The organism is Streptomyces sp. NPDC096012 (assembly GCF_040426375.1).
In the GTDB taxonomy this organism is placed as follows: domain Bacteria; phylum Actinomycetota; class Actinomycetes; order Streptomycetales; family Streptomycetaceae; genus Streptomyces.
Genome location: NZ_JBEOTD010000020.1, coordinates 49,410 through 72,656, shown reverse-complemented (window position 1 = coordinate 72,656; position 23,247 = coordinate 49,410). Strand labels below are relative to the sequence as shown.

The 23,247-nt window shown below is 71.0% G+C and carries 20 protein-coding genes, 1 tRNA gene and 2 pseudogenes; 12 read left to right on the top strand and 11 right to left on the bottom strand.

The window, feature by feature from the left end:
* Positions 1–99: 99 nt before the first annotated feature.
* On the bottom strand, positions 100–1,059 hold the full coding sequence (locus ABVB68_RS20335; RefSeq protein ID WP_353602492.1) for a D-2-hydroxyacid dehydrogenase family protein: 960 nt from the start codon (positions 1,057–1,059) through the stop codon (positions 100–102).
* Between the two features lie 250 nt (positions 1,060–1,309).
* Here ABVB68_RS20335 and ABVB68_RS20330 point away from each other — a divergent pair, with 250 nt between their 5' ends.
* Positions 1,310–2,077, top strand: a complete 768-nt coding sequence (locus ABVB68_RS20330; RefSeq protein WP_353602491.1) for a hypothetical protein — start codon at positions 1,310–1,312, stop codon at positions 2,075–2,077.
* 211 nt (positions 2,078–2,288) lie between these two features.
* Here the strand turns inward: ABVB68_RS20330 and ABVB68_RS20325 are convergent, their stop codons facing one another.
* A complete protein-coding gene (locus tag ABVB68_RS20325) occupies positions 2,289–2,537 on the bottom strand; it encodes a DUF7660 family protein (protein WP_353602490.1) in 249 nt (82 codons plus the stop codon).
* Positions 2,538–2,590: 53 nt separating this feature from the next.
* Positions 2,591–3,346, bottom strand: a complete 756-nt coding sequence (locus ABVB68_RS20320; RefSeq protein WP_353602489.1) for a GntR family transcriptional regulator — start codon at positions 3,344–3,346, stop codon at positions 2,591–2,593.
* Positions 3,347–3,425: 79 nt separating this feature from the next.
* Here ABVB68_RS20320 and ABVB68_RS20315 point away from each other — a divergent pair, with 79 nt between their 5' ends.
* From ABVB68_RS20315 to ABVB68_RS20300, 4 genes and pseudogenes are all read left to right on the top strand, one after another.
* Positions 3,426–3,704, top strand: coding sequence for a hypothetical protein (locus tag ABVB68_RS20315; RefSeq protein ID WP_353602488.1), 279 nt, complete (start codon positions 3,426–3,428; stop codon positions 3,702–3,704).
* A 630-nt stretch (positions 3,705–4,334) separates the two neighbouring features.
* Positions 4,335–4,996, top strand: a pseudogene (locus ABVB68_RS20310) (GntR family transcriptional regulator).
* On the top strand, positions 4,993–5,331 hold the full coding sequence (locus ABVB68_RS20305; RefSeq protein WP_353602487.1) for a hypothetical protein: 339 nt from the start codon (positions 4,993–4,995) through the stop codon (positions 5,329–5,331). The pseudogene ABVB68_RS20310 and the gene ABVB68_RS20305 overlap by 4 nt, the downstream one beginning before the upstream one ends.
* Positions 5,332–5,565: 234 nt before the next feature.
* Complete coding sequence (locus ABVB68_RS20300) at positions 5,566–6,198, top strand: site-specific integrase (protein ID WP_353602486.1); 633 nt, start codon at positions 5,566–5,568, stop codon at positions 6,196–6,198.
* Between the two features lie 116 nt (positions 6,199–6,314).
* Here ABVB68_RS20300 and ABVB68_RS20295 read toward each other — a convergent pair.
* Positions 6,315–6,390 (bottom strand) — tRNA-Arg (locus ABVB68_RS20295).
* A 319-nt stretch (positions 6,391–6,709) separates the two neighbouring features.
* On the opposite strand from ABVB68_RS20295, the gene ABVB68_RS20290 reads away from it, so the two are divergent.
* The 4 genes from ABVB68_RS20290 to ABVB68_RS20275 all read left to right on the top strand — a co-directional run bounded on the left by ABVB68_RS20290 (position 6,710) and on the right by ABVB68_RS20275 (position 15,383).
* Positions 6,710–8,317, top strand: a complete 1,608-nt coding sequence (locus ABVB68_RS20290) for a dynamin family protein (RefSeq protein WP_353602485.1) — start codon at positions 6,710–6,712, stop codon at positions 8,315–8,317.
* Positions 8,318–10,408: 2,091 nt separating this feature from the next.
* Positions 10,409–12,211, top strand: a complete 1,803-nt coding sequence (locus ABVB68_RS20285) for a YfjP family GTPase (RefSeq protein WP_503006206.1) — start codon at positions 10,409–10,411, stop codon at positions 12,209–12,211.
* A gap of 853 nt (positions 12,212–13,064) precedes the next feature.
* Complete coding sequence (locus ABVB68_RS20280; RefSeq protein WP_353602484.1) at positions 13,065–13,541, top strand: single-stranded DNA-binding protein; 477 nt, start codon at positions 13,065–13,067, stop codon at positions 13,539–13,541.
* Between the two features lie 456 nt (positions 13,542–13,997).
* Complete coding sequence (locus tag ABVB68_RS20275) at positions 13,998–15,383, top strand: Cys-Gln thioester bond-forming surface protein (RefSeq protein ID WP_353602483.1); 1,386 nt, start codon at positions 13,998–14,000, stop codon at positions 15,381–15,383.
* Between the two features lie 267 nt (positions 15,384–15,650).
* Here the strand turns inward: ABVB68_RS20275 and ABVB68_RS20270 are convergent, their stop codons facing one another.
* The 6 genes and pseudogenes from ABVB68_RS20270 to ABVB68_RS20245 all read right to left on the bottom strand — a co-directional run bounded on the left by ABVB68_RS20270 (position 15,651) and on the right by ABVB68_RS20245 (position 19,194).
* Positions 15,651–16,190: a hypothetical protein gene (locus tag ABVB68_RS20270; RefSeq protein ID WP_353602482.1), complete on the bottom strand. Its 540-nt coding sequence runs from the start codon at positions 16,188–16,190 to the stop codon at positions 15,651–15,653.
* A 151-nt stretch (positions 16,191–16,341) separates the two neighbouring features.
* Positions 16,342–16,542: pseudogene (locus tag ABVB68_RS20265) on the bottom strand (tyrosine-type recombinase/integrase); the annotation flags it as partial.
* A gap of 64 nt (positions 16,543–16,606) precedes the next feature.
* Entirely contained in the window at positions 16,607–17,047 is a 441-nt protein-coding gene (locus ABVB68_RS20260) for a hypothetical protein (RefSeq protein WP_353602481.1), read from the bottom strand.
* A gap of 73 nt (positions 17,048–17,120) precedes the next feature.
* Positions 17,121–18,386, bottom strand: coding sequence for a WXG100 family type VII secretion target (locus ABVB68_RS20255; protein ID WP_353602480.1), 1,266 nt, complete (start codon positions 18,384–18,386; stop codon positions 17,121–17,123).
* The gene (locus tag ABVB68_RS20250) at positions 18,386–18,688 is read right to left on the bottom strand and encodes a DUF6317 family protein (RefSeq protein ID WP_353602479.1); all 303 of its coding nucleotides are present in this window, start codon (positions 18,686–18,688) and stop codon (positions 18,386–18,388) included. Before ABVB68_RS20250 ends, ABVB68_RS20255 begins: the two co-directional genes overlap by 1 nt.
* Complete coding sequence (locus ABVB68_RS20245) at positions 18,688–19,194, bottom strand: SAV_915 family protein (RefSeq protein WP_353602478.1); 507 nt, start codon at positions 19,192–19,194, stop codon at positions 18,688–18,690. Before ABVB68_RS20245 ends, ABVB68_RS20250 begins: the two co-directional genes overlap by 1 nt.
* A gap of 651 nt (positions 19,195–19,845) precedes the next feature.
* Between ABVB68_RS20245 and ettA the strand changes: the two genes are divergently transcribed.
* The 3 genes from ettA to ABVB68_RS20230 are packed head-to-tail and all read left to right on the top strand — an operon-like array spanning position 19,846 to position 22,604.
* Entirely contained in the window at positions 19,846–21,510 is a 1,665-nt protein-coding gene (gene ettA / locus ABVB68_RS20240) for an energy-dependent translational throttle protein EttA (protein WP_353602477.1), read from the top strand.
* 6 nt (positions 21,511–21,516) lie between these two features.
* Positions 21,517–21,930: an acyl-CoA thioesterase gene (locus ABVB68_RS20235; RefSeq protein ID WP_353602476.1), complete on the top strand. Its 414-nt coding sequence runs from the start codon at positions 21,517–21,519 to the stop codon at positions 21,928–21,930.
* The gene (locus ABVB68_RS20230) at positions 21,927–22,604 is read left to right on the top strand and encodes a DUF8185 domain-containing protein (RefSeq protein WP_353602475.1); all 678 of its coding nucleotides are present in this window, start codon (positions 21,927–21,929) and stop codon (positions 22,602–22,604) included. Before ABVB68_RS20235 ends, ABVB68_RS20230 begins: the two co-directional genes overlap by 4 nt.
* A gap of 199 nt (positions 22,605–22,803) precedes the next feature.
* Here ABVB68_RS20230 and ABVB68_RS20225 read toward each other — a convergent pair whose 3' ends face one another.
* A complete protein-coding gene (locus tag ABVB68_RS20225) occupies positions 22,804–23,208 on the bottom strand; it encodes a globin (protein ID WP_353602474.1) in 405 nt (134 codons plus the stop codon).
* Between the last annotated feature and the right edge of the window lie 39 nt (positions 23,209–23,247).

The following is a 23,247-nucleotide window of genomic DNA, read 5'->3' as shown; positions in this document are numbered from 1 at the left end:
GCCGGGGGCGACGCCTGGCGGCCGGGCCTTCCGCCCGGCCTTCCGCCCGGCCTTCCGCCCGGCCTTCCGCCAGGCGTTCGGCCGGGCGTTCGGCCGGGGTCAGGGAAGTCGTCGCACCGGGGAGCCCGCCAGGTAGGCCTGGATGTCCTCCACCGCCTGGCGGTAGTACGTCGTGTAGTTGGCCTGCGAGACGTAGCCGAGGTGGGGCGTGGCGAGGAGGCGGGGGGCCGTGCGCATCGGGTGGGCGGCGGGCAGCGGCTCGATGTCGAAGACGTCGACGCCGGCCCCCGCGATCCGCCCGGCGTGCAGCGCGTCGAGCAGGGCGTCCTGGTCGACGATGGCTGCGCGGGACGTGTTGATCAGGTAGGCGGTCGGCTTCATCAGCGCCAGTTCGGGGGCGCCGACGAGGCCCCGGGTGCGGTCGCCGAGCACCAGGTGGACGGAGACGAAGTCGCTGCTCGCGAGCAACTCCTCCTTGGACGCGGCGAGTTCGACGCCGATCTCCGCGGCGCGTTCCTTGGTGAGGTGCCGGCTCCAGGCGCTGACCCGCATACCGAAGGCGAGTCCGACCCGGGCCACGCGGCTGCCGATCCGGCCCAGCCCGAGCAGACCCAGCCGGCTGCCGTGCAGGTCGGCGCCGACCGTGGACTGCCAGGGACCGCCCGCCCGCAGCGCGTTGCTCTCCTCGACGATCCCGCGGGCCAGACCCAGCAGCAGCGCCCAGGTCAGCTCGACCGGCGGGGTGCCCGAACTCGCCGTACCGCACACGGTGACGCCGTGCGCCTCGGCGGCGGCGTAGTCGATGACGCCGTTGCGCATGCCGGAGGCGACGAGCAGCCGCAGACGGGGGAGACGGGCGATCAAGGAGCCGGGGAACGGCACGCGTTCGCGCAGGGTGACGACGATGTCGTAGCCGGCGAGGGCCGCGGCGAGTGCGTCCTCGCCGTCGAGGTGCTCGCGCAGCGTGACGACCTCGACCTCGTCCTCGATCACCGACCAGTCGGCCATCGTGGTGGCCACACCCTGGAAGTCGTCCAGCACCACACAGCGAAGTCGCACGCGATCTCTCCCCCCACGCCGGTTCCGACGGCTTCGGCAGCTTCGAGGACGACTTTAACGGCAGGCTTCACGAGGACCGTGACCTGAGGTGACGCCGTACAGCGCTCGCTCTCCCACGGCCCGCCCGCCGACTCGCCGCGGGCCGAACCGCCCCCGGGGCAGCGGCCGTAGAGCCGCGCCGCGCCATGCGGTAACGTGGCGATCTTCGGTCGGCGGAAGCCGTACGGAGTCCTCGGAGGCCGGGCCTTCCATGCATCTCGCCGACCATCCCGCACGCCGCCGCCTCGGCGCCGCCCTGGACGACCTCGACGTGACGTTCCGCGGCATGACCGCACATCCGGACGAGCACAACTGCGAATGTCACTGGGGAAGTTCGCAGGAGATCTCCCTGCTGAAGACGCCGGACGCGGAGCTGGAGCCGGATCTCCTGCGCCGGACCTGGCAGGCCGTCGACTGGACCGATCACGCGGCCGTGCTGCGCCGCATCCTGCCGCAGTTCGCCCGGGCCCTGGTCGCCGGCCGCGCGGCTCCCCGGTACGAACCGGAAGAGGCGGGAGCCTCCTTCGCCCGTGGCCGCTGGCAGCAGTGGCCCGAGGACCACGCCGGTGCGGTGCGCGAGTTCCTGCACGCCTGGTGGGAGCAGAGCCTCACCGATCCGCACGCGGTCGTCCCGGCGCATCGGGTCTTCGTCCTGTGTGCCGAGGCGTCCGGTTCGGTCGGCCCCTGGCTCGCGCAATGGGAGGAGCGGACCGGGCACCTCAGCGACCGGCGTCTCGCCGAGGCGGCGGCGAAATGGGAGTACGAACTGCTGGGAGACAGCCTGCCGTGGACGGTCGGCTGGTACGACCATGACGCGGAGGAGATGCGCGCCCGACTGGTCGCCTGGCTCCTCGGCCCCGGTGCGTCCCGGCTCCGCGAGTCGGGCGCACCGGCGGATCTGCAGCACCGGATACGGCTGCTCGGACTCGACGGCGAAGCCCGCTGGACGGACCCACACTGGCCCGGCCACCGGTACTGAACGAGGACGGGGCAGTGGGACGCCAGGACCGGGCAGAGCATCGTGATCGGTTCCGTGGGACAGCCGGCCGATCGACCATGGGAGGCCCTGGTCACGTCCGGGGGTTTCGCGGACAGTGCCCGGACACCCCCGCTCGACGCGTCTCCAGCGGCAGGACACCGGAGGCGAGCAGCTCCAGTGCGTCATCGACTGGCCTTCGGCACGGCTCGGCCTACTCGTACATGGTCGCCGCTTGCAGTGCTCGGGCGAAGAACGTCCAGTCACCGCCGGGCGGCAACTCCCGGCCGGTGTTGCCGTACCACCCGTCCGCATCGTCGATCCAGGAAACCAAGGCGTCCAAGAAGCTCGGAAGGTCCGCGTTCTCCCATGAGCTTCCTTCTTCGGCGTAGCTGAGACGCAGGGAGCGGACGAACGCTGCCAGTTCTTCTCTGCTGCCGACGCGACCGGGAGAGGTGGTCATGCCTGCGGACCCTACTTGGCACGCCAACCTGAAGGCGCCTTGTGCGAGCGGAGCTAGCGGTTGATCGGGATCTCGTAGACGATCTCGCAGTGAGCGGCGGGCACCACGATGTCCGCCGTCTCCACGGGCCGCCCCTGGTCGCTGTAGTACGTCCGCCGGATGTGCGTGACGAGTGCGGCCTTCTGAATGCCCAGGAGGGACGCCTCCTCGGCGGTCGCCTGCCTCGGCTCGGGCTGCTCCACGGCGTGGCTGACGGTGACGCCGATCGCGGCCATGCGGTTCACGACACCGGCTCCCGCGTGTGGCCCTCCCTCGGGGAGGACGACGAGAGTGCCGGCGGTGAGGTCGTACGGCTCCCAGCTCGTGGACAGCTGTACGGGCCTGCCGTCGGCCAGGAACTCGTACGTTGTCCGGACGCACAGGTCGCCCTCGGCGATGCCGAGTCGCGCCGCGATGTCCGCCGGCGCCGGCACCTTGGCCTCAGTCCGGCTCTCCCAATCGCCTTGCCTGCCCACGGCCTTCATGTCCGCCCGGAACGGAGACCCGTCGGGCCGCTCACGCGCGGACGAACGGACCACCCGTACCCGCTGCCGGGGCTCGGCGACGTACGTGCCCGAACCGGCGCGGCCCTCCAGTACACCTTGAGAGATCAGCAGCTCCTGAGCCCGGCGAACCACGTTCTCACCGACCCCGTACTCCTGGCCGATCTGGGCGCGGGACGGCAGACGGTCCCCGGGCTCCCATACGTGCTCCGCGATCCGGCGCCGGAGTTCATCGGCGATGCGGAGATAGGGCGGCTGCTCAGGCATATGGAAAATCTAGTCCACTAGCTCTAAGCTAGTTAACTAGCTTCACTTAAAGTGATCGCCAGTTGACGGAGGCTGCCCTGTGCCCGCTTGGGGAGTTAGCGCGGCAGCCATTGCTGCCCGGCTGTCCGCCGTCGGGCTTCCCACGCGCGTGGAGGAGCACGACCGGTACACGTCGGTCGAAGCGGAGTTACCGGAATCGCTCTCCGCCGAGTCATGGAGGGAGGTCCTGGAAGTGGTGGCCGAGGCCGATCGGTTCGGGCTCCTCGCCACCAGCTTGAACGGCCGCACCCTCTGGGCGGTCGTGCACAAAGCGGTCCCCACGACGGGCGATGTCGGGGGACCGAGCCATCAGCGATAGGAGCTGAGCAGCGTGCTCAACCGTATCCGCCGTGCCGTGTCGCTCACCACAGCGCGGTACTTCCCCAAGGGCAGGCACCGCCGCCCCTTAACGCCTTCCAGGCCGCCGGCCGCCCCCGTCTTCCCTCCGTCCGCTGACCCGACGACGGTCAACCTGGGCCGGGCTTCCGACGGCGCGAACCACCGGCACCCGCTCGCGGGGCTCGCGGGGGAGGACAACGCACTCGTCCGCCCGTACGTGCTGGCTTGGGAGAAACGAGTACGACCGCGCGCGGTGGTAGTTGCTTCCCACCTGCCCGCTCAAGCCTGGTCGCGGCCTGCGGGAGTCAGCTGATGCCTCCCCGCCAACAGCCCCAGATCACCGATGCCTCGACCGTCTCCTACCGGTCGACTGCCTGCCGTATCGGCACGCACCTTGCCTGCACGGAGTCCTCGCCGGTCTCCGCACCGATCGACCTGCCGGTTGTCTACGAGACGTGCGCCTGCCCGTGTCACTCGGCGTCCCACCACTCGACGCCCGCGGAGGTGGAGCAGTGAGCGGCTGGACACCCGGCGGTGCGCTGGTGTCCAACGTCGAGATCACCGCGGCCACCGTGCAACGTGGCGATGTCATCCAACTCGGCAGCAGATCATGGCCGGGCGCATGAAGCCCGGCAAACGTCTTCCATCCGAGGCCCACATCGCCGAACTGCGGAGTGCCCTCGCGGTCCTCCAGGGCGAAGGCTTGGTCAAGAAGATCCACGGCAAGGGCAACTTCGTCCGTCGACCACCCCCCAACATCGTGTACGTCGGCGGATGGGGGACGTTGGACCCGTGGACCGCTGCTGAAGCGGCTCTGTGCGTCACCGTGCGCACCACCACGGTTCCGGGAGACAGCCACCTGACGACGCTGCTCAAGGTGCCGACGGGTAGTCCACTCGCTGAGATTTTCTGCGTCAGCCACGAGGGAGAGAGCCACCGCACGGACTGGCCCGCATTTACATCCCGGGCGACCTGGTCCCGGCCGAAGCGCTGAACGACGAACCCTCCTGGCAGGAGACCGCCCTACGACTCGCCATTCTGGGCTCGCCGTCGGCAACGGATCGGGAGACGGTATGCGTCCGCCCATCAACGCCGGATGAAGCATCGGCCCTCCGGACCAGCTCCTCCAAGACCGTCCTCGCGATCACACGCGTCGCGACCGACACCGCCGGGCGAGTCGTCGAAGCCGCCCTACTGGCGTTCCCTGGGGATCGCGTCGACGCGGTCTTCACCACCCATCACGTGACCGATGAGAGGCAGACCCAAGGATGACGGCACCGAACGAACTACGACTCCTCCCGTGGTCGGGGCCGGAAGGCAAGCCCTGCTACCTGAACACCGACGACAAGGGCGGCTACATGTCCCGCCTGGCGGACAACATCGAAGCGGTACAACTGGGAACGGCTGCCGAGCTGCTGGAGCATGCCTTGGACACCCTCGACGACCGCGACCACGACCACGACCAGGGCCCGGAGGACCTGCGCCGGTTGGCCAAGGAACTGACCGGGGCATTGCGAGACGTGCTCCGCATCGCAACCAGCCGCGGTCACCTCGAGGCAGCACCTGGTCCCGGAAGCGCCACCGGCGGATGCTCGACGTCGCCATGAAGCACGCCATCCGGCGGCGCGTCCTGCGGACCAACCCGCTTCCCAAGGGCAAGGAGTCGTCGACGGATCGTCACCAGGACCAGCAACGCCGTCGACAAGCGGTCCTTGCTGAACGCGGACCAAGCGGCGGCGCTCCTCGACTGCATCCGACGCCGGCCTCGCGGCGGAAAGCGGCTGCACGCGTTCTTCGCGACGCTGTACTACTGCGGTCTCCGGCCGGAGGGAGCGGTAGCCATGCGTGTGCAGGACGTCACCCTCCCCGGCCCAGACGCCGCGGACCAGTGGAGCGAGCTGCTGATCCACACAGCGACGCCGGAGATCGGCAGGCGGGTCGGCAAGCAGTGGACCGACACCGGGAAGATCCACGAAGAGCGCGACCTGAAGGGCCGGCCCGAGGGCGAGACACGTACCGTGCCCGGACATCCGGCCCTGACGCGCATCCTGCGGCAGCACATCGAGGACGGGCAGCTCCAACCGGGTGATCTTCTGGTCCAGAGCGCGACAGGCGGCATTCTGGCGGGCTCCGTCATCCGGCGCGCCTGGCGCAGTGCGCGCAGGGCGGTGCTGCCTGAGCACGTCTTCGAGTCGCCCACGGGCAAGCGCGTGTACGACGACCGGCACACGCACCTGACGAAGCGGCTCAACGACGGGATCCCGCCCGCTCAGGTGGCTGACTGGGCCGGAAACGGCGTCCCCGTGCTCCCGGCCGCTACGCCCGCTGTGTCGAGGTGCAGCTGGCTGATCTCGAGCGGCGGCTGGAAGCCGCGGGGGACCTCCCCGGACAGTGGGACGCCGACTGACTCCCGACCGCGCCTGGCCGAGAATTTCGGCACGTATGCGACACGGTCACCCGCGAAAACCCGGTGAGAGCCGGACAGTGCCGGCGCCTTCCCTTGATCGTCGGGGGAGGGGCCGGGGCTTCGTCGTGCCGGGTGAAACGTCTCTGACCAGCAAAAAGCCCTCCCGTTCGGGAGGGCGAGAGATGGCGCCCCCGGCAGGACTCGAACCTGCGGCCAAGCGCTTAGAAGGCGCCTGCTCTATCCACTGAGCTACGGGGGCCTGGTGGCCGGCTTTGTACCCGGCGCCCTGGGCGGGCTGATCCGTGACGCTGCCGGGGACAAGGATAGGGCTCCCTGTTCCTTGCCCCTGTCGCTTCGCCTCCGTGGCTCGATGTGGAGGTTCGGTGAAGCGGTCCTGATAATCGCAGGCAGGTGCGAATCGTGCATCGCTTTTGACGCCTGACGCACCGGGTGTTGTGCACTCGTTATGCCTGGACTGGGCCGGTGTCCCGGTCGTCCCTTCTGTCCGATCCGAACCGTCGGCACGCAGACATGTCTATATGCTTCAGAATTCCCCTAAAATTGGGCATTCTTCGCATGTGGTGACCTTGGACGTACGGCCTCAGCTGCTCGACACACTTTCCGCTCTGCGCGACCGTGTCGCCGCCGCACGCTTTCCGCTGCCCCTGGCCGGGGCCCCACGCGCGCGTGCCAACCGCGACGAACTCCTCGCACAGCTCGACGACTACCTGCTACCCCGGCTGCGACACCCCGAGGCGCCGTTGCTGGCCGTCATCGGCGGCTCCACCGGCGCCGGCAAGTCGACGCTCCTCAATTCCGTCGTCGGTCGACGGGTGAGCGAGGCGGGCGTGCTCCGGCCGACGACCCGGACACCGGTCCTCGTCTGCCATCCGGAGGATCATCACTGGTTCAGTGGCATGCGCGTGCTGCCCGACCTCACGCGCGTGTGGACAGCCCACCAGGACCCGGTCGACGACCTCCTGGCACCCGCTGACGCCCCAGGGCGGGTGCTGCGCGTCGAGACCGCCGACTCCGTTCCGCGAGGGCTCGCCCTCCTGGACGCCCCCGACATCGACTCCCTGATCGCCGACAACCGTGTTCTCGCCGCCGAACTGATCTGCGCCGCGGACATCTGGGTGATGGTCACGACGGCCGCCCGCTACGCCGACGCCGTGCCCTGGCATCTGCTGCGTACCGCCAAGGAGTACGACGTCACCCTCGTCACCGTCCTGGACCGGGTTCCCCACCAGGTCGTCTCCGAGGTCTCCCGGCAGTACGGCGCCCTGCTCACGAAGGCCGGTCTCGGCGACGTACCGCGCTTCACCGTGCCCGAGCTGCCCGAGTCCGCCTGGGGCGCCGGCCTCCTTCCCAGCACCGCCGTCGCGGCCCTGCGCAGCTGGCTCGTCCACCACGCCCAGGACGCAGGAGCCCGGCAGCAGGTCATCGCCCGCACGGCCCACGGAGTCCTCGACTCGCTCAAGGCCCGCATGCCCGAGCTGGCCGCCGCCGCGGCCGCCCAGTACGCGGCCGCCCTCCGGCTCACCTCCGCCGTGGACTCCGCCTACGACGCGGAACAGGCACGCGTGCGGGGCCGCCTCCAGTCCGGTGCCGTCCTGGCCGGGGACGCCCTGAAGCGGTGGCGGGCCTTCCCCCTGGACTGCACCGCCGGCGAACTGCTCAACGCCCTCGTGGAGAGCCTGGGCGCGCTGCTGCTGTGCTCCGTCACCGCGGCCGACGAACGGGTCGACGAGATCTGGCGGCGCGAGCCCGCCGCGGCGGCCCCGGAGCTGGCCGTCCGTGACGCCTCCGTGGAGAGCGCCGAGCATCGAATCGGCCTCGCCGTACGGCGCTGGCGGCGCGAGCTGGAGGAGTACGCCGAGGACGAGGTGCGGGTCCTGGAGCGCACGACGGCGCCCGACTCCGAGGCCGTCGCCGCCCTGGTCGCCACCGCCCTGCTGGGCGGGCGCCGGGCCCGCAACGCGGGTGAGGGGCTCGCCCAGCGGCTCAGCCCCCATGGCGCACTGCGGCTGCGGGACCGGGCCGGACGGCTGCTCAGCGAGCACGTGGACCGCGTGATGCTCGCCGAACGCGAGCGGCGCCTCGCCCCGCTCGATGCCCTGGACGTCCACCCCGAGCCCCAGGCCGAACTCATCGCGGCGCTGTCGCTACTGCAGAAGGAGAGGTGACCGGTGACCGCCGTCACTGACCAGGACCACACGGATCACATCGACCACATCGGACGCAGACAGCACGGCAGCGGAACCGACCACTCCGGGCACGGAGAGCACGCCGGTGAAACCGACCACTCCGCGCACAGAGAGCACGGCGGCGACATCGACCCCATGGGACGCGATGCGCAGGGCGGTGACAGAAGCCCCGGACGGGCCGCGGAGCCTGAGGGACACGTCGGCTCGGGGCTCGTGGGCCCCGGACACCGGGCCGAGGGCTCGTGGGGGCCCCGTGTGGAAGGTGCGGGTGTGGGCGAGGACGTGCCGCGGGTGCGGTACGCGCGTGTGAGGGACGTTACGGACGAGGGCGCGGACAGCGGACCGGGGGATCGGGGCATGGAGTCGCGAGGAGACGAGTCGCGTGGCGCGGATGTGGAGCCGGCCTACGAGCGGCACGCGCGCGTGGGTGACGAGAGGCTCATGGGCGCGGACGGGTGGCTCGCGCGCGGAGACGAGAGGCACGCGCGCGTGGAGGACGGAGAGCCTGTGCGCGTAGGCGACGAGAAGCACGCACCCGTGGTGGACGCGAGCGCGTATCAGAACCGGCCGGAGCGGGGGGCGAGCGGCGACGCCGGTACCGGTGCGCGCCTGCACACACCCAAGCCGCGCAACACCGGGGACACGCCGAGACCGCGCCAGGTCGAGGACGTGCCGACGGCCCGTCCCGTCGAGGACATGTGGACGGCCCGTCCCATCGAGGACACGTGGACGGCCCGTCCCGTCGACGGCACACGAACGGCCCGTCCCGCCGAGGGCACGCGGACATCCCGTCCCGCCGAGAACGGGCTGAGGTCTCGCTCTCTCGAGGACCTGCTGCGGGACCTGCCCGCCGAGGGTGAACCGCGATCCCGCTTCCGCTTCGGCGACCTCACACGACACTCCCGTCCCGTCGAGGACGCGGCGGAGCCCGGGCCCGCCACCGAGGGGCGAACGCCCGCTTCCGCCGAGGATGGGCGGACGCGGGGGTCTGCCGGGGGCGAGCGGGTGCTTGGGAAGGGCGAGCGGGCGCTTGGGTCTGTCGAGGACGCGGGAGCGCCCGGCTCCGTCCAGGGAGCGCGGACGCATCGTTCGGTCGAGGATGCGCGGAAGTCCGGGTCGGTCGAGGCGCCGGGGAAGCCCGTGTCCGTCGAGGGCACGTCGGCGGCGGGCGTCGTCGAGGATGCGTCGGTGCCCCGTGAGCCGGTCGAACTGCTGAAGCCGCGTCCCACCGAGGACGTGCTGAATCCCCGCCGGACCGAGGACGTGGAGACTCACCCCGCCGAGGACGTGCTGAAGTCCCGCCCGACCGAGGACGTACTGACGACACCTCCCGTCGAGGACGGACTGAAGTCCCGTTCCCTGGACGACGTACTGGGGTCTGCGCCCGCCGAGGACGCGCGGACACCCCGTCCTGACGAGGACGCGCGGACACCCCGTCCTGACGAGGACGCGCAGAAGCCTGCTCCCGACCAGGACGCGCGGAAGCCCGGTACCGTCGAGGACGAGCGAAGGTCCGGTTCCGTCGAGGGGACGTCGGCACCGGGTACCGGGGGAAACCGTCCGGCGGCGGGTGCCGTCGAGGACGCGCTGGTGCCCCGCAAGCCGGTCGAGCTGCTGAAGCCCCGTCCCGCCGGAAACGTGCTTGAGCCCCAGCCCACAGAGGACGCGCCGAAGCCCCGCCCCGTCGACGAGTCACCGAATTCCGACTCCGTCGAGGAGCCGTCGAAGCCGCGACCGGCTGAGGCGGTGCCGAAGTCCCTTACCGCTGAGAAGCCGTCGAAGTCTCACGCCGGCGAGGACGCGTCGAATTCCGACTCCGTCGAGGAGCCGTCGAAGTCGCGACCTGCGGACGCGGCGCCGAAGACCCGTCCCGTCGGCGAGTCACCGAAGCCCGACCCCACCGAGGACGCACCGAAGTCCGACCCCGGCGAGGACGCACCGAAGTCCGACCCCGGCGAGGACGCACCGAAGTCCCGCGCGGCCGAAGAGCCTTCGAAGTCCCGCCGGGCCGAAGAGCTCTCGAAGTCCCGCCCGGCCGAAGAGCCTTCGAAGTCCCGCCCGGTCGAGGAGCTGTCCAAGTCGCGGCCCTCCGGAGACGCGGGGACAGCGCGTCCCGGGGATGGCGCGGCGAACGACGTGGACCCCGAATCCGCGGAGGCCTGGGACGACGGTCTGATCGCTCGGCGCGTGACGGGGGCCGCCGCCGCGGCGCTGGCCGCCGAACGCGCCACCGCCCTGGAGGCCCCGGTCCGCGCGCCGAGCAACCACAATCCCGCCCCGCTGGCGTACGACGGGACGCTGCGGTCCCGACTGGACGCCCTGCGCGAACTCGTCGGGCTCTCCCGCACCCGCCTGGAGAGCCGCACCCTCGCCGAGGCGGGCCGTGTCCTGGACGAGGCGGCCGCCCGCCGCAAGCTCTCCGGCCGGCACACCGTCGTAGCCATCGCGGGCGCGACCGGCAGCGGCAAGTCACAGCTGTTCAACTCCCTCGCGGGCGTGGCCATCTCGGAGACCGGGGTCCGGCGCCCCACCACGGCCGCCCCCATCGCGTGCAGCTGGAGCGACGGCGCGGCAGGCCTCATCGACCGGCTGGGCATCCCGGGCCGGCTGCGCCGCCGCCCGCTGCAGAGCCCCGAGGCCGAGGCGCAGCTGCGCGGGCTCGTCCTGATCGACCTGCCGGACCACGACTCCGCCGCCGTGCAGCACCGCGAACAGGTCGACCGGATCCTCAAGCTGGTCGACGCGGTGATCTGGGTGGTCGACCCGGAGAAGTACGCCGACGCCGTACTGCACGAGCGCTATCTGCGGCCCATGTCCGGACACGCGGAGGTCATGTTCGTCGTCCTCAACCAGGTCGACCGGCTGCCCGGAGAAGCCGCCGACCAGGTCCTGGACGACCTGCGGCGGCTGCTCGACGAGGACGGCGTCGCGCTCGGTGAGTACGGCGAACCGGGCGCCACCGTGCTCGCCCTGTCCGCCCTCACCGGTGACGGCGTGGGCGACCTGCGCGAGGCGCTCGGCGAGTTCGTGGCCGAACGCGGTGCCGCGGCCCGTCGGGTCGCGGCGGACGTGGACGCCGCCGCGGCCGAGCTGCGGCCCGTGTACGCCGCCGGGCGGCGGGTCGGCCTCAGTGAGGAGGCACGCGAGGAGTTCGCCGCGCGGCTCGCGGACTCGGTGGGCGCCACGGCGGCCGGCGAGGCGGCCGAGCGTGCCTGGCTGCGCAATGCCAACCGGGCCTGCGGCACTCCCTGGCTCCGGCTGTGGCGCTGGTACCAGGGCCGCGGCGAGCGCACCACCGGCCGCATCGCGGTGCGCACCCAGGCCGACGAGGAGGCCACGGCCCGGCAGCGCGTGGAACAGGCGGTCCGTACGGTGGCCGACCGGGCCTCCGCCGGGCTGCCCGCGCCGTGGGCGCAGGCGGTGCGCGAGGCGGCCGTACGCGGCTCGCAGGGGTTGTCCGAGGCGTTGGACGAGCTGGCGGGGCGAGCAGGACTGCCGCCGGGCCGTCCGCCCCGGCCGAGCTGGTGGCCGATGGCGGTGCTGGTCCAGGCGTCCATGACGCTGCTGCAGATCGTGGGCGGTGCGTGGCTCGCGGGCCAGATCGCCGGTGTCATGGCCCCCAACCTGGGGGTTCCGGTGCTGCTGATGATCTGCGGGATCGTCGGCGGGCCGCTGGTGGAGTGGGGCTGCCGGATGGCGGCGCGGGGACCCGCCCGGCGCTACGGCCAGGACGCGGAACGGCGGCTGCGGGAGGCGGCCGGGAGCTGCGGCCGGGCCCGGGTGCTGGATCCGGTGGCGGCCGAGCTGCTGCGGTACCGGGAGGTGCGCGAGCAGTACGGGCGTGTCGTACGGAGCGGGGCCGGGGCAGGCTGAGGAGGAGCGGTTGAGGTGCCGGTGCCCGCGTTGGTGCCGGTGCCTGTGCCGGGGATTCGGCGGCGCGGGGTCGGCCCGGGCGGCGGCGTGGAGCCGCGTGTCCGGGTCGGACGGGCCGTCGTGGGGACGGGGCGTCTCGGGTTCGGTGGGCAGTCGTGGGGACGGAGTTCGTCGGGTTCGGTGGGCAGTCGTGGGGACGGAGTTCGTCGGGTCCGGTGGGCAGTCGTGGGGACGGAGTTCGTCGGGTCCGGTGGGCCGGCGTGGGGACGGGGTGTCTCGGGTCCGGTGGGCCGTCGTGGGGGATGGGGTGTCTCGGATCCGACGGGCCGTCGTGGGAGCGGGGAGTTCCGGGTCCGATGAGCCCGCCGTGGGCCGGGTGGCCGGGGCCAGTGGGGAGCCACGGGGTGAGGTGCGTGGCGGCTGTAGGCGGGCCGCCACCGTGAGTGTCGTGGCGTAGGCGGGCCGCCATCGTGGGTGGGGTGCCGCGGGTGGTCCGCCGTAGTGAGTGGTCCGCCGTAGTGGGTGGTCCGCGGGGGGCGGGATGGGCTGGGGTGGCGTGGGGTGGGCGAGGGGGTACCGGGAGAGGCGCCACTCGTGCGGGTGGCGGGGTTTTCCACAGATGGCACGGTCGTCCACAGCGCTCAGCGGGCTCGGCCCGGCGGAGGCAGTCTGAGGCCACGTCGATCGCACGGCGGGTCCGCCCGGAGGAAGGGCGGGGGTGCGGCGGTCGGCTGGTTGTGCGGGCGCGTACGGCAGTCGTACGTGCCGGCACGGCAGACGCAGCCGTACGGGAAGGGCCCGTACGCGTGTCCGCCCGGCCGGCTGGGACCGGCCGGGGGAGGGGAGCGAGGGCATGAACGAGACCGTCGTCTGTGTGGTGGGCAACGTGGCGACCCCGCCGGTGTACCGGGAGTCGCCGGCGGGTCCGTCGGCCCGGTTCCGGTTGGCGGTCACCGCCCGCTACTGGGACCGGGAGAAGAGCGTCTGGACGGACGGACACACCAACTTCTTCACGGTGTGGGCCAACCGCCAGCTCGCGGTCAACGTGTCCGCCTCGGTGGAGGTGGGCCAGCCCGTGGTGGTGCAGGGCCGGCTGAAGGTGCGCACGGAAGTGCGCGAAGGCCAGCAGCAGTGGGCGTCCGCCGACATCGACGCCGTGGCGATCGGCCATGACCTGGCCCGCGGCACCGCGGTCTTCCACCGCGCGGCCAAACCGGAGACACCACCGGCGGCGGCCCGCCCGGAGCCGAACTGGGAGACACCGCGCCCGGGTGACGCACCGGACGGCCATGCGATCCAAGCCGGGGCGGAGGCAATCGCGGTGACGTGACGTCAGGCGAACCGTCAACTCCGGCTGGGCGAGGCGATACTCGGGCGACGTCGAGCCCGTGGCTGCCCGTGGCAGCACATGGCCGCCCGTGGCAGCCCGGGAGCCGCCCGGAGCGCTCGTGGACGTTCGCGGCCGATGCTGGGCGTCGCGGCCGCTCTTGGTCGTACCGCTCCGGGCAAGGCGTGCCGCTCCGGGCAAGGCGTGCCGGTGAACTCCGGCCCGAACACCCCCTGCAGCAGGTGGATTTGTCGATACGCCCAGCTCGCGAACGGCTCTCGCGATAACGATTACGGATCGGATCGGCCGTCGGATGATCCGACGGGCCGGTCATGCTCCGCCTGATCCATAGGATGCCGGGCGTGCCCCTTGGGGCCGCTCATTCTGCTGGTGGGACCGCCCCCCACGTCCAACGGGTCCTGCTCGGAGGGGAATTCTGTGTTTTCTTCGCTCTCTGGATTGCGCCGGTCCGCCGGAGCGGCCCGCCTGACCGCCCTCGCCGCGGTGTCGGGTCTCGTCGCGGCCGGTGTGCTGTCCGGCGCCGGTACGGCAGCGGCCGACGGGACTCCGCAGGCCCAGGGCGGGGCGACGGCCACGATCAACGGCCTGAAGACCTACGGCGAGGCCGTGATCCACGGGGACGGCGTCGATCAGCGGGTCTCGGCGGGGCTGTTCGAGATGTCCGTGGACGGCGGCGGCACGCTGCAGACGTACTGCGTGGACCTCCACAATCCCACCCAGCGTGACGCCCGGTACCAGGAGACGTCCTGGAACGGCACGTCGCTGGGCGCCAACAGGGACGCCGGCAAGATCGGCTGGATCCTGCAGAACTCCTACCCCCAGGTCAACGACCTCGCCGAACTGGCCCGGCGGGCGGGCGTGGGCAGCCTCACCGAGCAGGACGCGGCCGCCGGCACGCAGGTGGCCATCTGGCGCTACTCGGACGGCGCGAAGGTCGACGCCGTCGACCCGCAGGCCGAGAAGCTCGCGGACTACCTGCAGAAGACCGCCGGGAACCTCGGCGAGCCGCAGGCCTCCCTCACCCTGGACCCGCCCGCTGTCTCCGGACGGTCGGGAGACCTGCTCGGGCCGGTGACCGTGCACACCAACGCGGACGCGGTCGCGGTGAGCGCCCCGGCGGACGCGGCCGGCAGTGGGGTGCGGATCACCGACAAGACCGGCAAGGTGCTCACCTCCGCCAAGGACGGCAGCCGCCTCTACTTCCACGTCCCCGAGGCCGCGGCGGCGGGCAGCGCCCAGCTGACCCTGCAGGGGTCGACCACGGTGCCCGTGGGCCGTGCGTTCGCCTCCGACAGCCGCAGCCAGACCCAGATCCTCGCCGGTTCCAGCGAGTCGACGGTCTCCGCCACGGCGACGGCCACCTGGGCGGCCAAGGGCGCCATACCGGCGGTGTCGGCGCGCAGGAACTGCGCCAGGGGCGGAGTGGACGTCGTCGCGTCCAACAAGGGCGACGAGCCGTTCACCTTCGAGCTGATGGGCACCGAGCAGACCATCGCCGCGGGCGCCTCCCGCACGGTGACCGTTCCGCTCCAGGAGGACCAGGCGTACGACTTCACGATCACCGGCCCGAACGGCTTCAGCCACCGCTTCACCGGGGTCCTCGACTGCAAGACGCAGGGCGCGATCATGACCGGGACCACCCGGATCCACAACCAGCCGGGCCCGGCCACGGTGGGTGGCGTCGCCGCCGCGGACAGCACCGACCTGGCCGCGACCGGCGGCTCCGCGATCACCTCGCTGATCGCGGGGGTGGCGATCGGCCTGGTCGTCATCGGCGGCGCGGTCCTGGTACTGCTCCGCAAGCGCGAACAGACGGACGCCTGACCGGCGTCACCCGCGCCGCAGCGACTGGGAACTGTGCGGTCGATCAGGTGCGGAGCCAGATGACCCAAGTTCCCAGCGAGGCCGAGGCACGGCCCCAGGATCGTGCCGCTCTCGTGCCAGAACGGACGGACTCTCGGGGAACCTGGGTTCACGGGGACGAGTTCGGCCAGGCCCGACACGGGGTAGCGAATCCGCAGGTCACGCGCAGGGTCGCCCCACCTCGCTCCTGAAATGGTGCGGGGAGTGGCGGCCCCCAAGGCCGTGGTTTCAGATACGGCGCTCTGCCGGCACACGAAACACCGGGCCTCGGGCACCCAGCAGCCCGGGCACGGTCTGCCACAGGTCTGCCCCGTTCACCCGCTCCCATCTCGCGGTCGCCCGGGACTGCGCCCACTGGGCCACGGCCACCGGAACCAGCATGAGCGGCGGCATCAGCTGATGCGATGCCAGGCCGATGAGCGTCATCCAACAGACCGCTCCACCCACGAATCCGGCCGTGCGCCGCAGCGACAGCCGCTGCGCCGCGTTCTGGCCGGTGTGCGCTTGTTCTTCGGCGCCGTCGATCCGCACGGCATGCTCGTACGTGCGGCGAAGCCGGGCGCGGAGACGGAAGCGCAGCGGCAGTAGCACCAGGGACACAAGAGCCACCGCAACTGCTCCCACCAGGAGGGTCTCCAGCCGGCGAGCCGTACCGATCAAGACCAGGAGCAACCCTTCGGACAGTACCGTGCCGCCGCCCATCATCAATGCGCACGCCCGCTGGAAGTACGCCACCCTTATCAGCCCGGGTCTGGCGTCCTCGGTCATCGTCCCAGCTCTCTACCCGTACACCCGCACGGGCAGGGAAGATCCAACGCCGTATGGACCGCACCGTCAACAGACCGCGTGCCAGCATCACCAAGACTGTCGGGGCCGGCGGCGAGCCTGTCGCCCGATGCCCCACGGGTCCGGTGCCGGGCTAGCGTCTCCAGTTCTTGATCCGCCGCGTCTCACTGGACGGCATGCGGTGCGTGGAGACGCGGAGGGTGAACCCCGGATCGCTGTGGCCGAGGTAGGGACTCAGGGCCTTGATGCTTTCTCCGGCGTCCAGGAGGACCGAGGCGTGGAAGTGGCGGAGGGCGTGCCTGCCGTGCTCGCGGGCGGCAGCGTAACGCTCGCCCTGATCACGGTCCGGGGGCAGCGGGACGGCGCGGCGGCGGACGGGATCCGGGCCGATCTCGTCGTCAAGATCCCAACCGATGCTTCTCCACCCATGCGCGGGCGCCGACCTCGGCGGCGGACTCCCGAACGGTCAGGACGACGAGGAACTCGCCGATGGCGTACGCGAACACCGCAGGCATGACGGGCATCACGACCAGCCAGAGGATGCGGGCTACGAAGGCCAGCCCCACATTGCGGCCGGCCCGCGTACGTCGCGCCGCACGGGTCTCTGTCGGCGTGGGTGGGTCCAGGAGCGCCTTCTCGTGCCGTCGGCGCCCTGCCACCCATCCCGAGACCAGCGCCACACAGGACAGGGCCACCTGTGCACAGTCCCACACCAGGCGCAGAGTGGACGACAGGTCGACTCGGAACGACTGGTAGAGCCGGACCACGATGTAACCGAGAAAGGCCAGCAAGGCGAGCCAGAGAAGTCCCGTGAAGACCCTGCGCAGCCAGTAGCGCACTCCGCGCTTGTACCAGGAGGTGCCGAGCCCCGGTAGGGACGGGATCTGAACCGGGTTTCGGGAAGCGGCCGTGTCAGAGGAAGCTCTTGATGCCATGCCAGACGTCGTCCTTCAGTCGTACGAAGTCGTCCCCTGTCTGCGAGAGGACGTGGCCGGAGCCGTGCAGGAGACCGCCGACCACACCGTGGTCGTGGATGTCCTCGCTCCAGTGCTCGTGGAACGAGTGGTCGATGATGCCGGTAGCACCAATGATCACCCCCGTGCCCACCACGCAGACGGCGGCGGCACCCTCCACCGGGAGTGCCGCTGTGATGGCCGCGCCGACGGCCAGGCCGCCGAGCGCGGCGCCGCCGTCCACGACGATGGAGTGCTGCCAGGACCAGCCCTTGTCGTGGTCGTCCTTCGCCTCCAGCAGACCGCAGGCGCCTGCCGCGGCGACGTCGAGGACGGGGACCTCCTTCAGGAAGTCCGGGAGTTTCTCGACGCCCTCCCCGACACGCAACGCATGCGCCGCGTCGACCATCTTGACGTTCAGCGCGCGGTCAAGCGGCAGCCTGTCGCCGCCGTGGTCGGCAGCCAGGATGTCGTCTTCCAGCGCCTTGACCTTGCCTACCGCATCGTCGTAAGCGCTCTTGGCGGGGAGATCGTCGGGCATCCTGCGGCCCTGCTGCTGGAACACCCTGCGTTCGGCTTTGAGTTGCTTCTTGGCGGCCCGCTCCTCGGCCTTGGCCGCGTCTATCTGGGTGCGGGCCTTCTTGCCGTCGGCCCGGGTGTCCTCGGCGGAGTAGGCGTACAGGCCGCGCAGGAAGTCGTCGATGGTGATCTTGTCGCCCGTGGACACCGAGGAATCCTTCTTCGTGACCTGCAGGTACAACCCCCGCAACTTGTCCGCTGCCACCAGCCGGGCATGCTGCGCAGTGTGCAGGATCTCGGTGCGGGCCGTCTCGTACTCCTTCACGGCGGCCGCCGTCGTGGGGTCGGAGGTGACGGTCGGAGCGACGACGCCTCCTCCCCCCGTCGGCACGCCCTTGCGCGTGGCGACGTGCTCGGCGTTCTTCAGAGCGGTGTCGCAGGTGGAGAGGGCGTCGGCAAGGTCTCCGAGTATCTTGCCCGCGTCGTACACGAGAGTGGCGAAGGCGCCGGCCGTGATCGCGTCGGCCGTCCACTGCCCACGGAAGGTGCTCGCGGCTTCGCCCTTCCAGCTGGCGTCGGTGGCCAGCTCGTCGACGACACGGGTGAGCGGCTTCACCACGCCGTCGAGCTTTTCCTTGGCGTTCTTGTACGTGTCGGACATCGTGCGCAGCGCGCCGATGTCGCCGCCGACCCAGCTGTCGCCCATCAGCCCTCCTCCAGATGCAGGTCGTCGAACAGCCCATGCACGTCGATGTCGTGCCGGTGGAAGGAGTCCCGCGCGTATCCGACCTTGTCCCCGTGCTCGTCCAACCTGTCCGCCAGGCCGATGTGCAGCCCGATGATGAGGTCGGCGACCTCCTTGATCGCGTGGTCCAGTCCCGGATCGCCCCCGCTGCCCATGGGCGGCGCCACGTCCGAGTGCAGCCTGCGCCACTCGGTGGCCTGGTCGTGGAACGTCGTCGCCATCGTGCTGAGGTCGCCGTAGATCGCCTTGAAGTCAGCCGACATCAGCGCACCTCCTGGGCGTAGGCGGCCAGGTCTTCCGGCTGCCAGTTGTGGTGTCCGGGAACGACCCGCGGGTCGAACAGGACACCGACGCCCTGTTCACGGACCCCCTCGGCAAGCGGGCCGATGGACGTGGCGACCCACGGCTGTGACTCCCCGAGCGCCTCCACCAGCTTCTCCGGCGTGGTGAAAGCGAAGGCCACAGTGCCGTGCGAGGGGTGCGCGAAGAGCTCGAAGACGATGAACGGCACGCGGGCCAGGCTGCCCCCGGCGCCCGTCGCGACCACAGACCGCGGATGGGCCGGGACGAACACCGGCGTGTGATAGGCCGGAACACCCGGCTTCGGTCCCGGACGGTCGTCCGCATCATGCCGCCCGGGCGGCGCCTCCTCGACGAAGTCCAGCAAACGCGATCGCTGCGGCTCGGGCGCCGGTCTGGACGGAGCGACCGAATCCGGCTCGGCGTAGTCGAACAGACGCGAACGTATCGGCGCTCCCACCGCCGTCACCTCTTCCCCCGTGGTTCCCCGTGGATGATGGAGCCCGACCACAGTAGCCAGCGAGCATCGGAGCAAATCCTCCTATGTCGGGGTGCCGATCAGGGTGCGCACGGAACCCATACGGCGGCTTGGCCGTACACCGATCAGCCCTTGACCTGTTGATGAACCAGCGCAGCGCGGGCCAGGAGGCGGCGCGGCACACACAGGACCACCGGCAGGGCCTGGCGCGCCGAGCCCATCACCGCGCGACGCAGGCCCCCACCACCGAAGAGGTCCCGGCCTCTCGACCGGGGCGGGCATCGACGGCCACCGGCTGATCGCCCGCCGAGCCGTCGACCGCGCCGGACACCCATCGCGTACGAGGACTTCATCGGGTACGACGCGGGTCGACGGCGAGCCTGCCGCCCGATGCCCCATGGGTTTGGTTTGAGCCTGCCCCTCCAGTGCTTGATCCGTGCCCACGCCGGGCCGTCTCTGGTCGTGCGAGGGTGCCCGAGGCCGATCGATGACGACCGACGGCGACAGGTGAGGCAACGGCGCCGAGCGCGAAACCCCAGTTCAGAGCCCCCGTGCCTAACGGGTTTCCGCTCAGGGGTGGCGGTACGGCAAGATGGGGTGTATCTGCCCACTGCCAGATTTCAAGCTGCCGGACGGTTTCTCTTGGCTGAGTTCATTTACACCATGCGCAAGGCGCGCAAAGCGCACGGCGACAAGGTGATCCTCGACGACGTCACCCTGAGCTTCCTGCCGGGGGCGAAGATCGGCGTCGTCGGTCCGAACGGCGCCGGTAAGTCGACCGTGCTGAAGATCATGGCGGGGCTGGAGCAGCCGTCCAACGGTGACGCCTTCCTCTCGCCCGGTTACAGCGTCGGCATCCTGCTGCAGGAGCCCCCGCTGAACGAGGAGAAGACCGTCCTGGAGAACGTCCAGGAGGGTGTCGCCGAGGTCAAGGGCAAGCTCGACCGGTTCAACGAGATCGCCGAGCTGATGGCGACCGACTACTCCGACGCGCTGCTCGACGAGATGGGCAAGCTCCAGGAGGAGCTGGACCACGCCAACGCGTGGGACCTCGACGCCCAGCTCGAGCAGGCCATGGACGCGCTGGGCTGCCCGCCCGGCGACTGGCCCGTCACCAACCTCTCCGGTGGTGAGAAGCGCCGCGTCGCGCTCTGCAAGCTGCTGCTGGAGCAGCCCGACCTGCTGCTCCTCGACGAGCCCACCAACCACCTCGACGCCGAGTCGGTGAACTGGCTGGAGCAGCACCTGGCCAAGTACCCGGGCACCGTCGTGGCGGTCACCCACGACCGGTACTTCCTGGACAACGTCGCCGGCTGGATCTGCGAGGTCGACCGCGGCCGACTGCACGGCTACGAGGGCAACTACTCCAAGTACCTGGAGAGCAAGGCGAGCCGCCTCAAGGTCGAGGGCCAGAAGGACGCCAAGCGGCAGAAGCGGCTCAAGGAAGAGCTGGAGTGGGTCCGCTCCAACGCCAAGGGGCGCCAGGCCAAGTCCAAGGCCCGCCTCGCGCGGTACGAGGAGATGGCCGCCGAGGCCGACAAGATGCGGAAGCTGGACTTCGAGGAGATCCAGATCCCGCCGGGCCCGCGCCTGGGCAACGTCGTCGTCGAGGTCGACAAGCTGAACAAGGCCTTCGGTGAGAAGGTCCTGGTCGACGGCCTCAGCTTCACGCTGCCGCGCAACGGCATCGTCGGCGTGATCGGCCCGAACGGCGCCGGCAAGACCACGCTGTTCAAGATGATCCAGGGCCTGGAGACGCCGGACTCCGGCGACATCAAGGTCGGCGAGACCGTCAAGATCTCCTACGTCGACCAGACCCGCGCCAACCTCGACCCCAAGAAGACGCTGTGGGAGGTCGTGTCCGACGGGCTCGACTACATCAACGTCGGCCAGGTCGAGATGCCGAGCCGGGCGTACGTGTCCGCCTTCGGCTTCAAGGGCCCGGACCAGCAGAAGCCGACCGGCGTCCTGTCCGGCGGTGAGCGCAACCGGCTCAACCTGGCGCTGACCCTGAAGCAGGGCGGCAACCTGCTGCTCCTCGACGAGCCCACCAACGACCTCGACGTCGAGACCCTGTCGTCGCTGGAGAACGCGCTGCTGGACTTCCCCGGCTGCGCCGTCGTCGTCTCCCACGACCGGTGGTTCCTGGACCGGGTCGCCACGCACATCCTCGCCTACGAGGGTGAGTCGAGGTGGTTCTGGTTCGAGGGCAACTTCGAGTCGTACGAGAAGAACAAGGTCGAGCGGCTGGGCGCGGACGCCGCGCGTCCGCACCGCGCCACCTACAAGAAGCTCACCCGGGGCTGATCGGTCTTGCGCCACATCTACCGCTGCCCTCTGCGCTGGTCCGACATGGACGCATACGGACATGTCAACAACGCGGTCTTCCTCCGCTATCTGGAGGAGGCCCGCATCGACTTCCTGTCCCTGCGGGGCAAGGAGTCCAAGCAGGGGTCCGTGGTGGCACGCCACGAGATCGACTACAAGCGCCAGCTCGTCCACCGGCCCACGCCCGTGGACATCGAGCTGTGGGTCAAGGAGATCAAGGCCGCGTCCTTCACCGTCTCCTGCGAGGTGAAGGACGACGACCAGGTCTACGTGCAGGCCTCGACGGTCATCGTCCCGTTCGACTTCGAGACCCAGCGGCCGCGCCGGATCACCGCCGAGGAGCGGGAGTTCCTCGGGCAGTACCGGGACGACGCCGAGGGACGGGCCGTCGCCGCATGACGGTGCTGCACCTCGGCGACGAGACGGAGGCGGCGGACCTCGCCGCCTTCCTGTCCCGGCTGCTCCACTACGACCGTGGAGCAGCGGTGCGCCTGCAGGCGGCCGGCACGGCACTCGCCGTCTTCGGACGGCCGCCGTCCTTCGAGGTGCTGGCCATCCGCGCGGTGCGGCTGGCGAAGCCGTACGAGCACGGGCTCGACCTCACCCTCGACGTCACCGTCTCGGCCGGCGAGTTCCTGGAGTCCGTGGAGGAGCGGGCGGCCACCGCCGCCGTGCCGGACGCGGTCACCGGTCCGCCGTGGGCCGGTGTGCTGCCGCCGCGCGGCGGCTGGCGGCCCGAGCCCGGACTGCCGGCTCCCGACACGCTGCGGGCGACCGTCGCCGCGGCGGTCACCGAGTTCCGCTCGCGCACCGAGGAACTGGCGCCCGAGCGGCGCGGCCGGGCCGAACTGGACCGGATCGGAGCGGACATCTGGTCCCGGCAGATCGGGCGGACCCGGCTTCCGGTGCGGGCCGTGCACGCGGCACAGTCCCTGGGCTTCCTGCGCCCGGGGACCGAGCCGGCCGACACCGGGCTGTTCTCCTCGGGAGCGTGGCTCAGACTCCGTACGCCGTACGGCTCCGTCGCCGTCCGCCGCTCCGGGCTGGGCTCCCTCGGGGTCAGCGTGCGCTGAAGGCTCATCCCCTCGCCGGGCGGTTTCGGCAGCGCCCCGGCCCGCGGTGCCTCGCTCGGTGGTGTCCGGGCCGCAGCGCCTCGGCCGCGGTGCCCGCCGGGCGGTGTCCGGGACCCAGTGGTCCGGGCCCCGGTGCGCGCCGGGGCCCCAGTGCCCACCCGGGCCGCGGTGCTCAGTCCCCCGGTTCAGTCCCCGGTGATCAGTCCGCGGTGTTCACCATCGACGCGGCGGCGTACGTGAGGTAGTTCCACAGCGTCCGCTCGTGCTCCTCGGACAGGCCGAGTTCGTCGACGGCCTCCCGCATGTGCTTCAGCCAGGCGTCGTGCGCCGCGCGGTCCACGGTGAACGGGGCGTGCCGCATGCGCAGCCGGGGATGGCCGCGGTTCTCGCTGTACCTGGTGGGGCCGCCCCAGTACTGGATGAGGAACAGGGTCAGCCGCTCCTCGGCGGGGCCGAGGTCCTCCTCCGGGTACATCGGCTTCAGGATCGGGTCCCCGGCCACTCCCTCGTAGAACCGGTGGACGAGCCGGCGGAAGGTCTCCTCCCCGCCGACCTGCTCGTAGAAGGTCTGCTCCTGAAGCGTGCCGCGCCGAATCTCATTCACCCCTACATGGTCTCAGACCGGGTGACCGAGGACCCAAGG

Coding starts and splice junctions, on each gene's coding strand:
- ABVB68_RS20330 (WP_353602491.1), top strand. CDS start 1,310: ATGCATCTCGCCGACCATCCCGCACGCCGCCGCCTCGGCGCCGCCCTG.
- ABVB68_RS20325 (WP_353602490.1), bottom strand. CDS start 2,537: ATGACCACCTCTCCCGGTCGCGTCGGCAGCAGAGAAGAACTGGCAGCG.
- ABVB68_RS20320 (WP_353602489.1), bottom strand. CDS start 3,346: ATGCCTGAGCAGCCGCCCTATCTCCGCATCGCCGATGAACTCCGGCGC.
- ABVB68_RS20305 (WP_353602487.1), top strand. CDS start 4,993: ATGACGGCACCGAACGAACTACGACTCCTCCCGTGGTCGGGGCCGGAA.
- ABVB68_RS20300 (WP_353602486.1), top strand. CDS start 5,566: ATGCGTGTGCAGGACGTCACCCTCCCCGGCCCAGACGCCGCGGACCAG.
- ABVB68_RS20280 (WP_353602484.1), top strand. CDS start 13,065: ATGAACGAGACCGTCGTCTGTGTGGTGGGCAACGTGGCGACCCCGCCG.
- ABVB68_RS20270 (WP_353602482.1), bottom strand. CDS start 16,190: ATGACCGAGGACGCCAGACCCGGGCTGATAAGGGTGGCGTACTTCCAG.
- ABVB68_RS20255 (WP_353602480.1), bottom strand. CDS start 18,386: ATGGGCGACAGCTGGGTCGGCGGCGACATCGGCGCGCTGCGCACGATG.
- ABVB68_RS20250 (WP_353602479.1), bottom strand. CDS start 18,688: ATGTCGGCTGACTTCAAGGCGATCTACGGCGACCTCAGCACGATGGCG.
- ABVB68_RS20230 (WP_353602475.1), top strand. CDS start 21,927: ATGACGGTGCTGCACCTCGGCGACGAGACGGAGGCGGCGGACCTCGCC.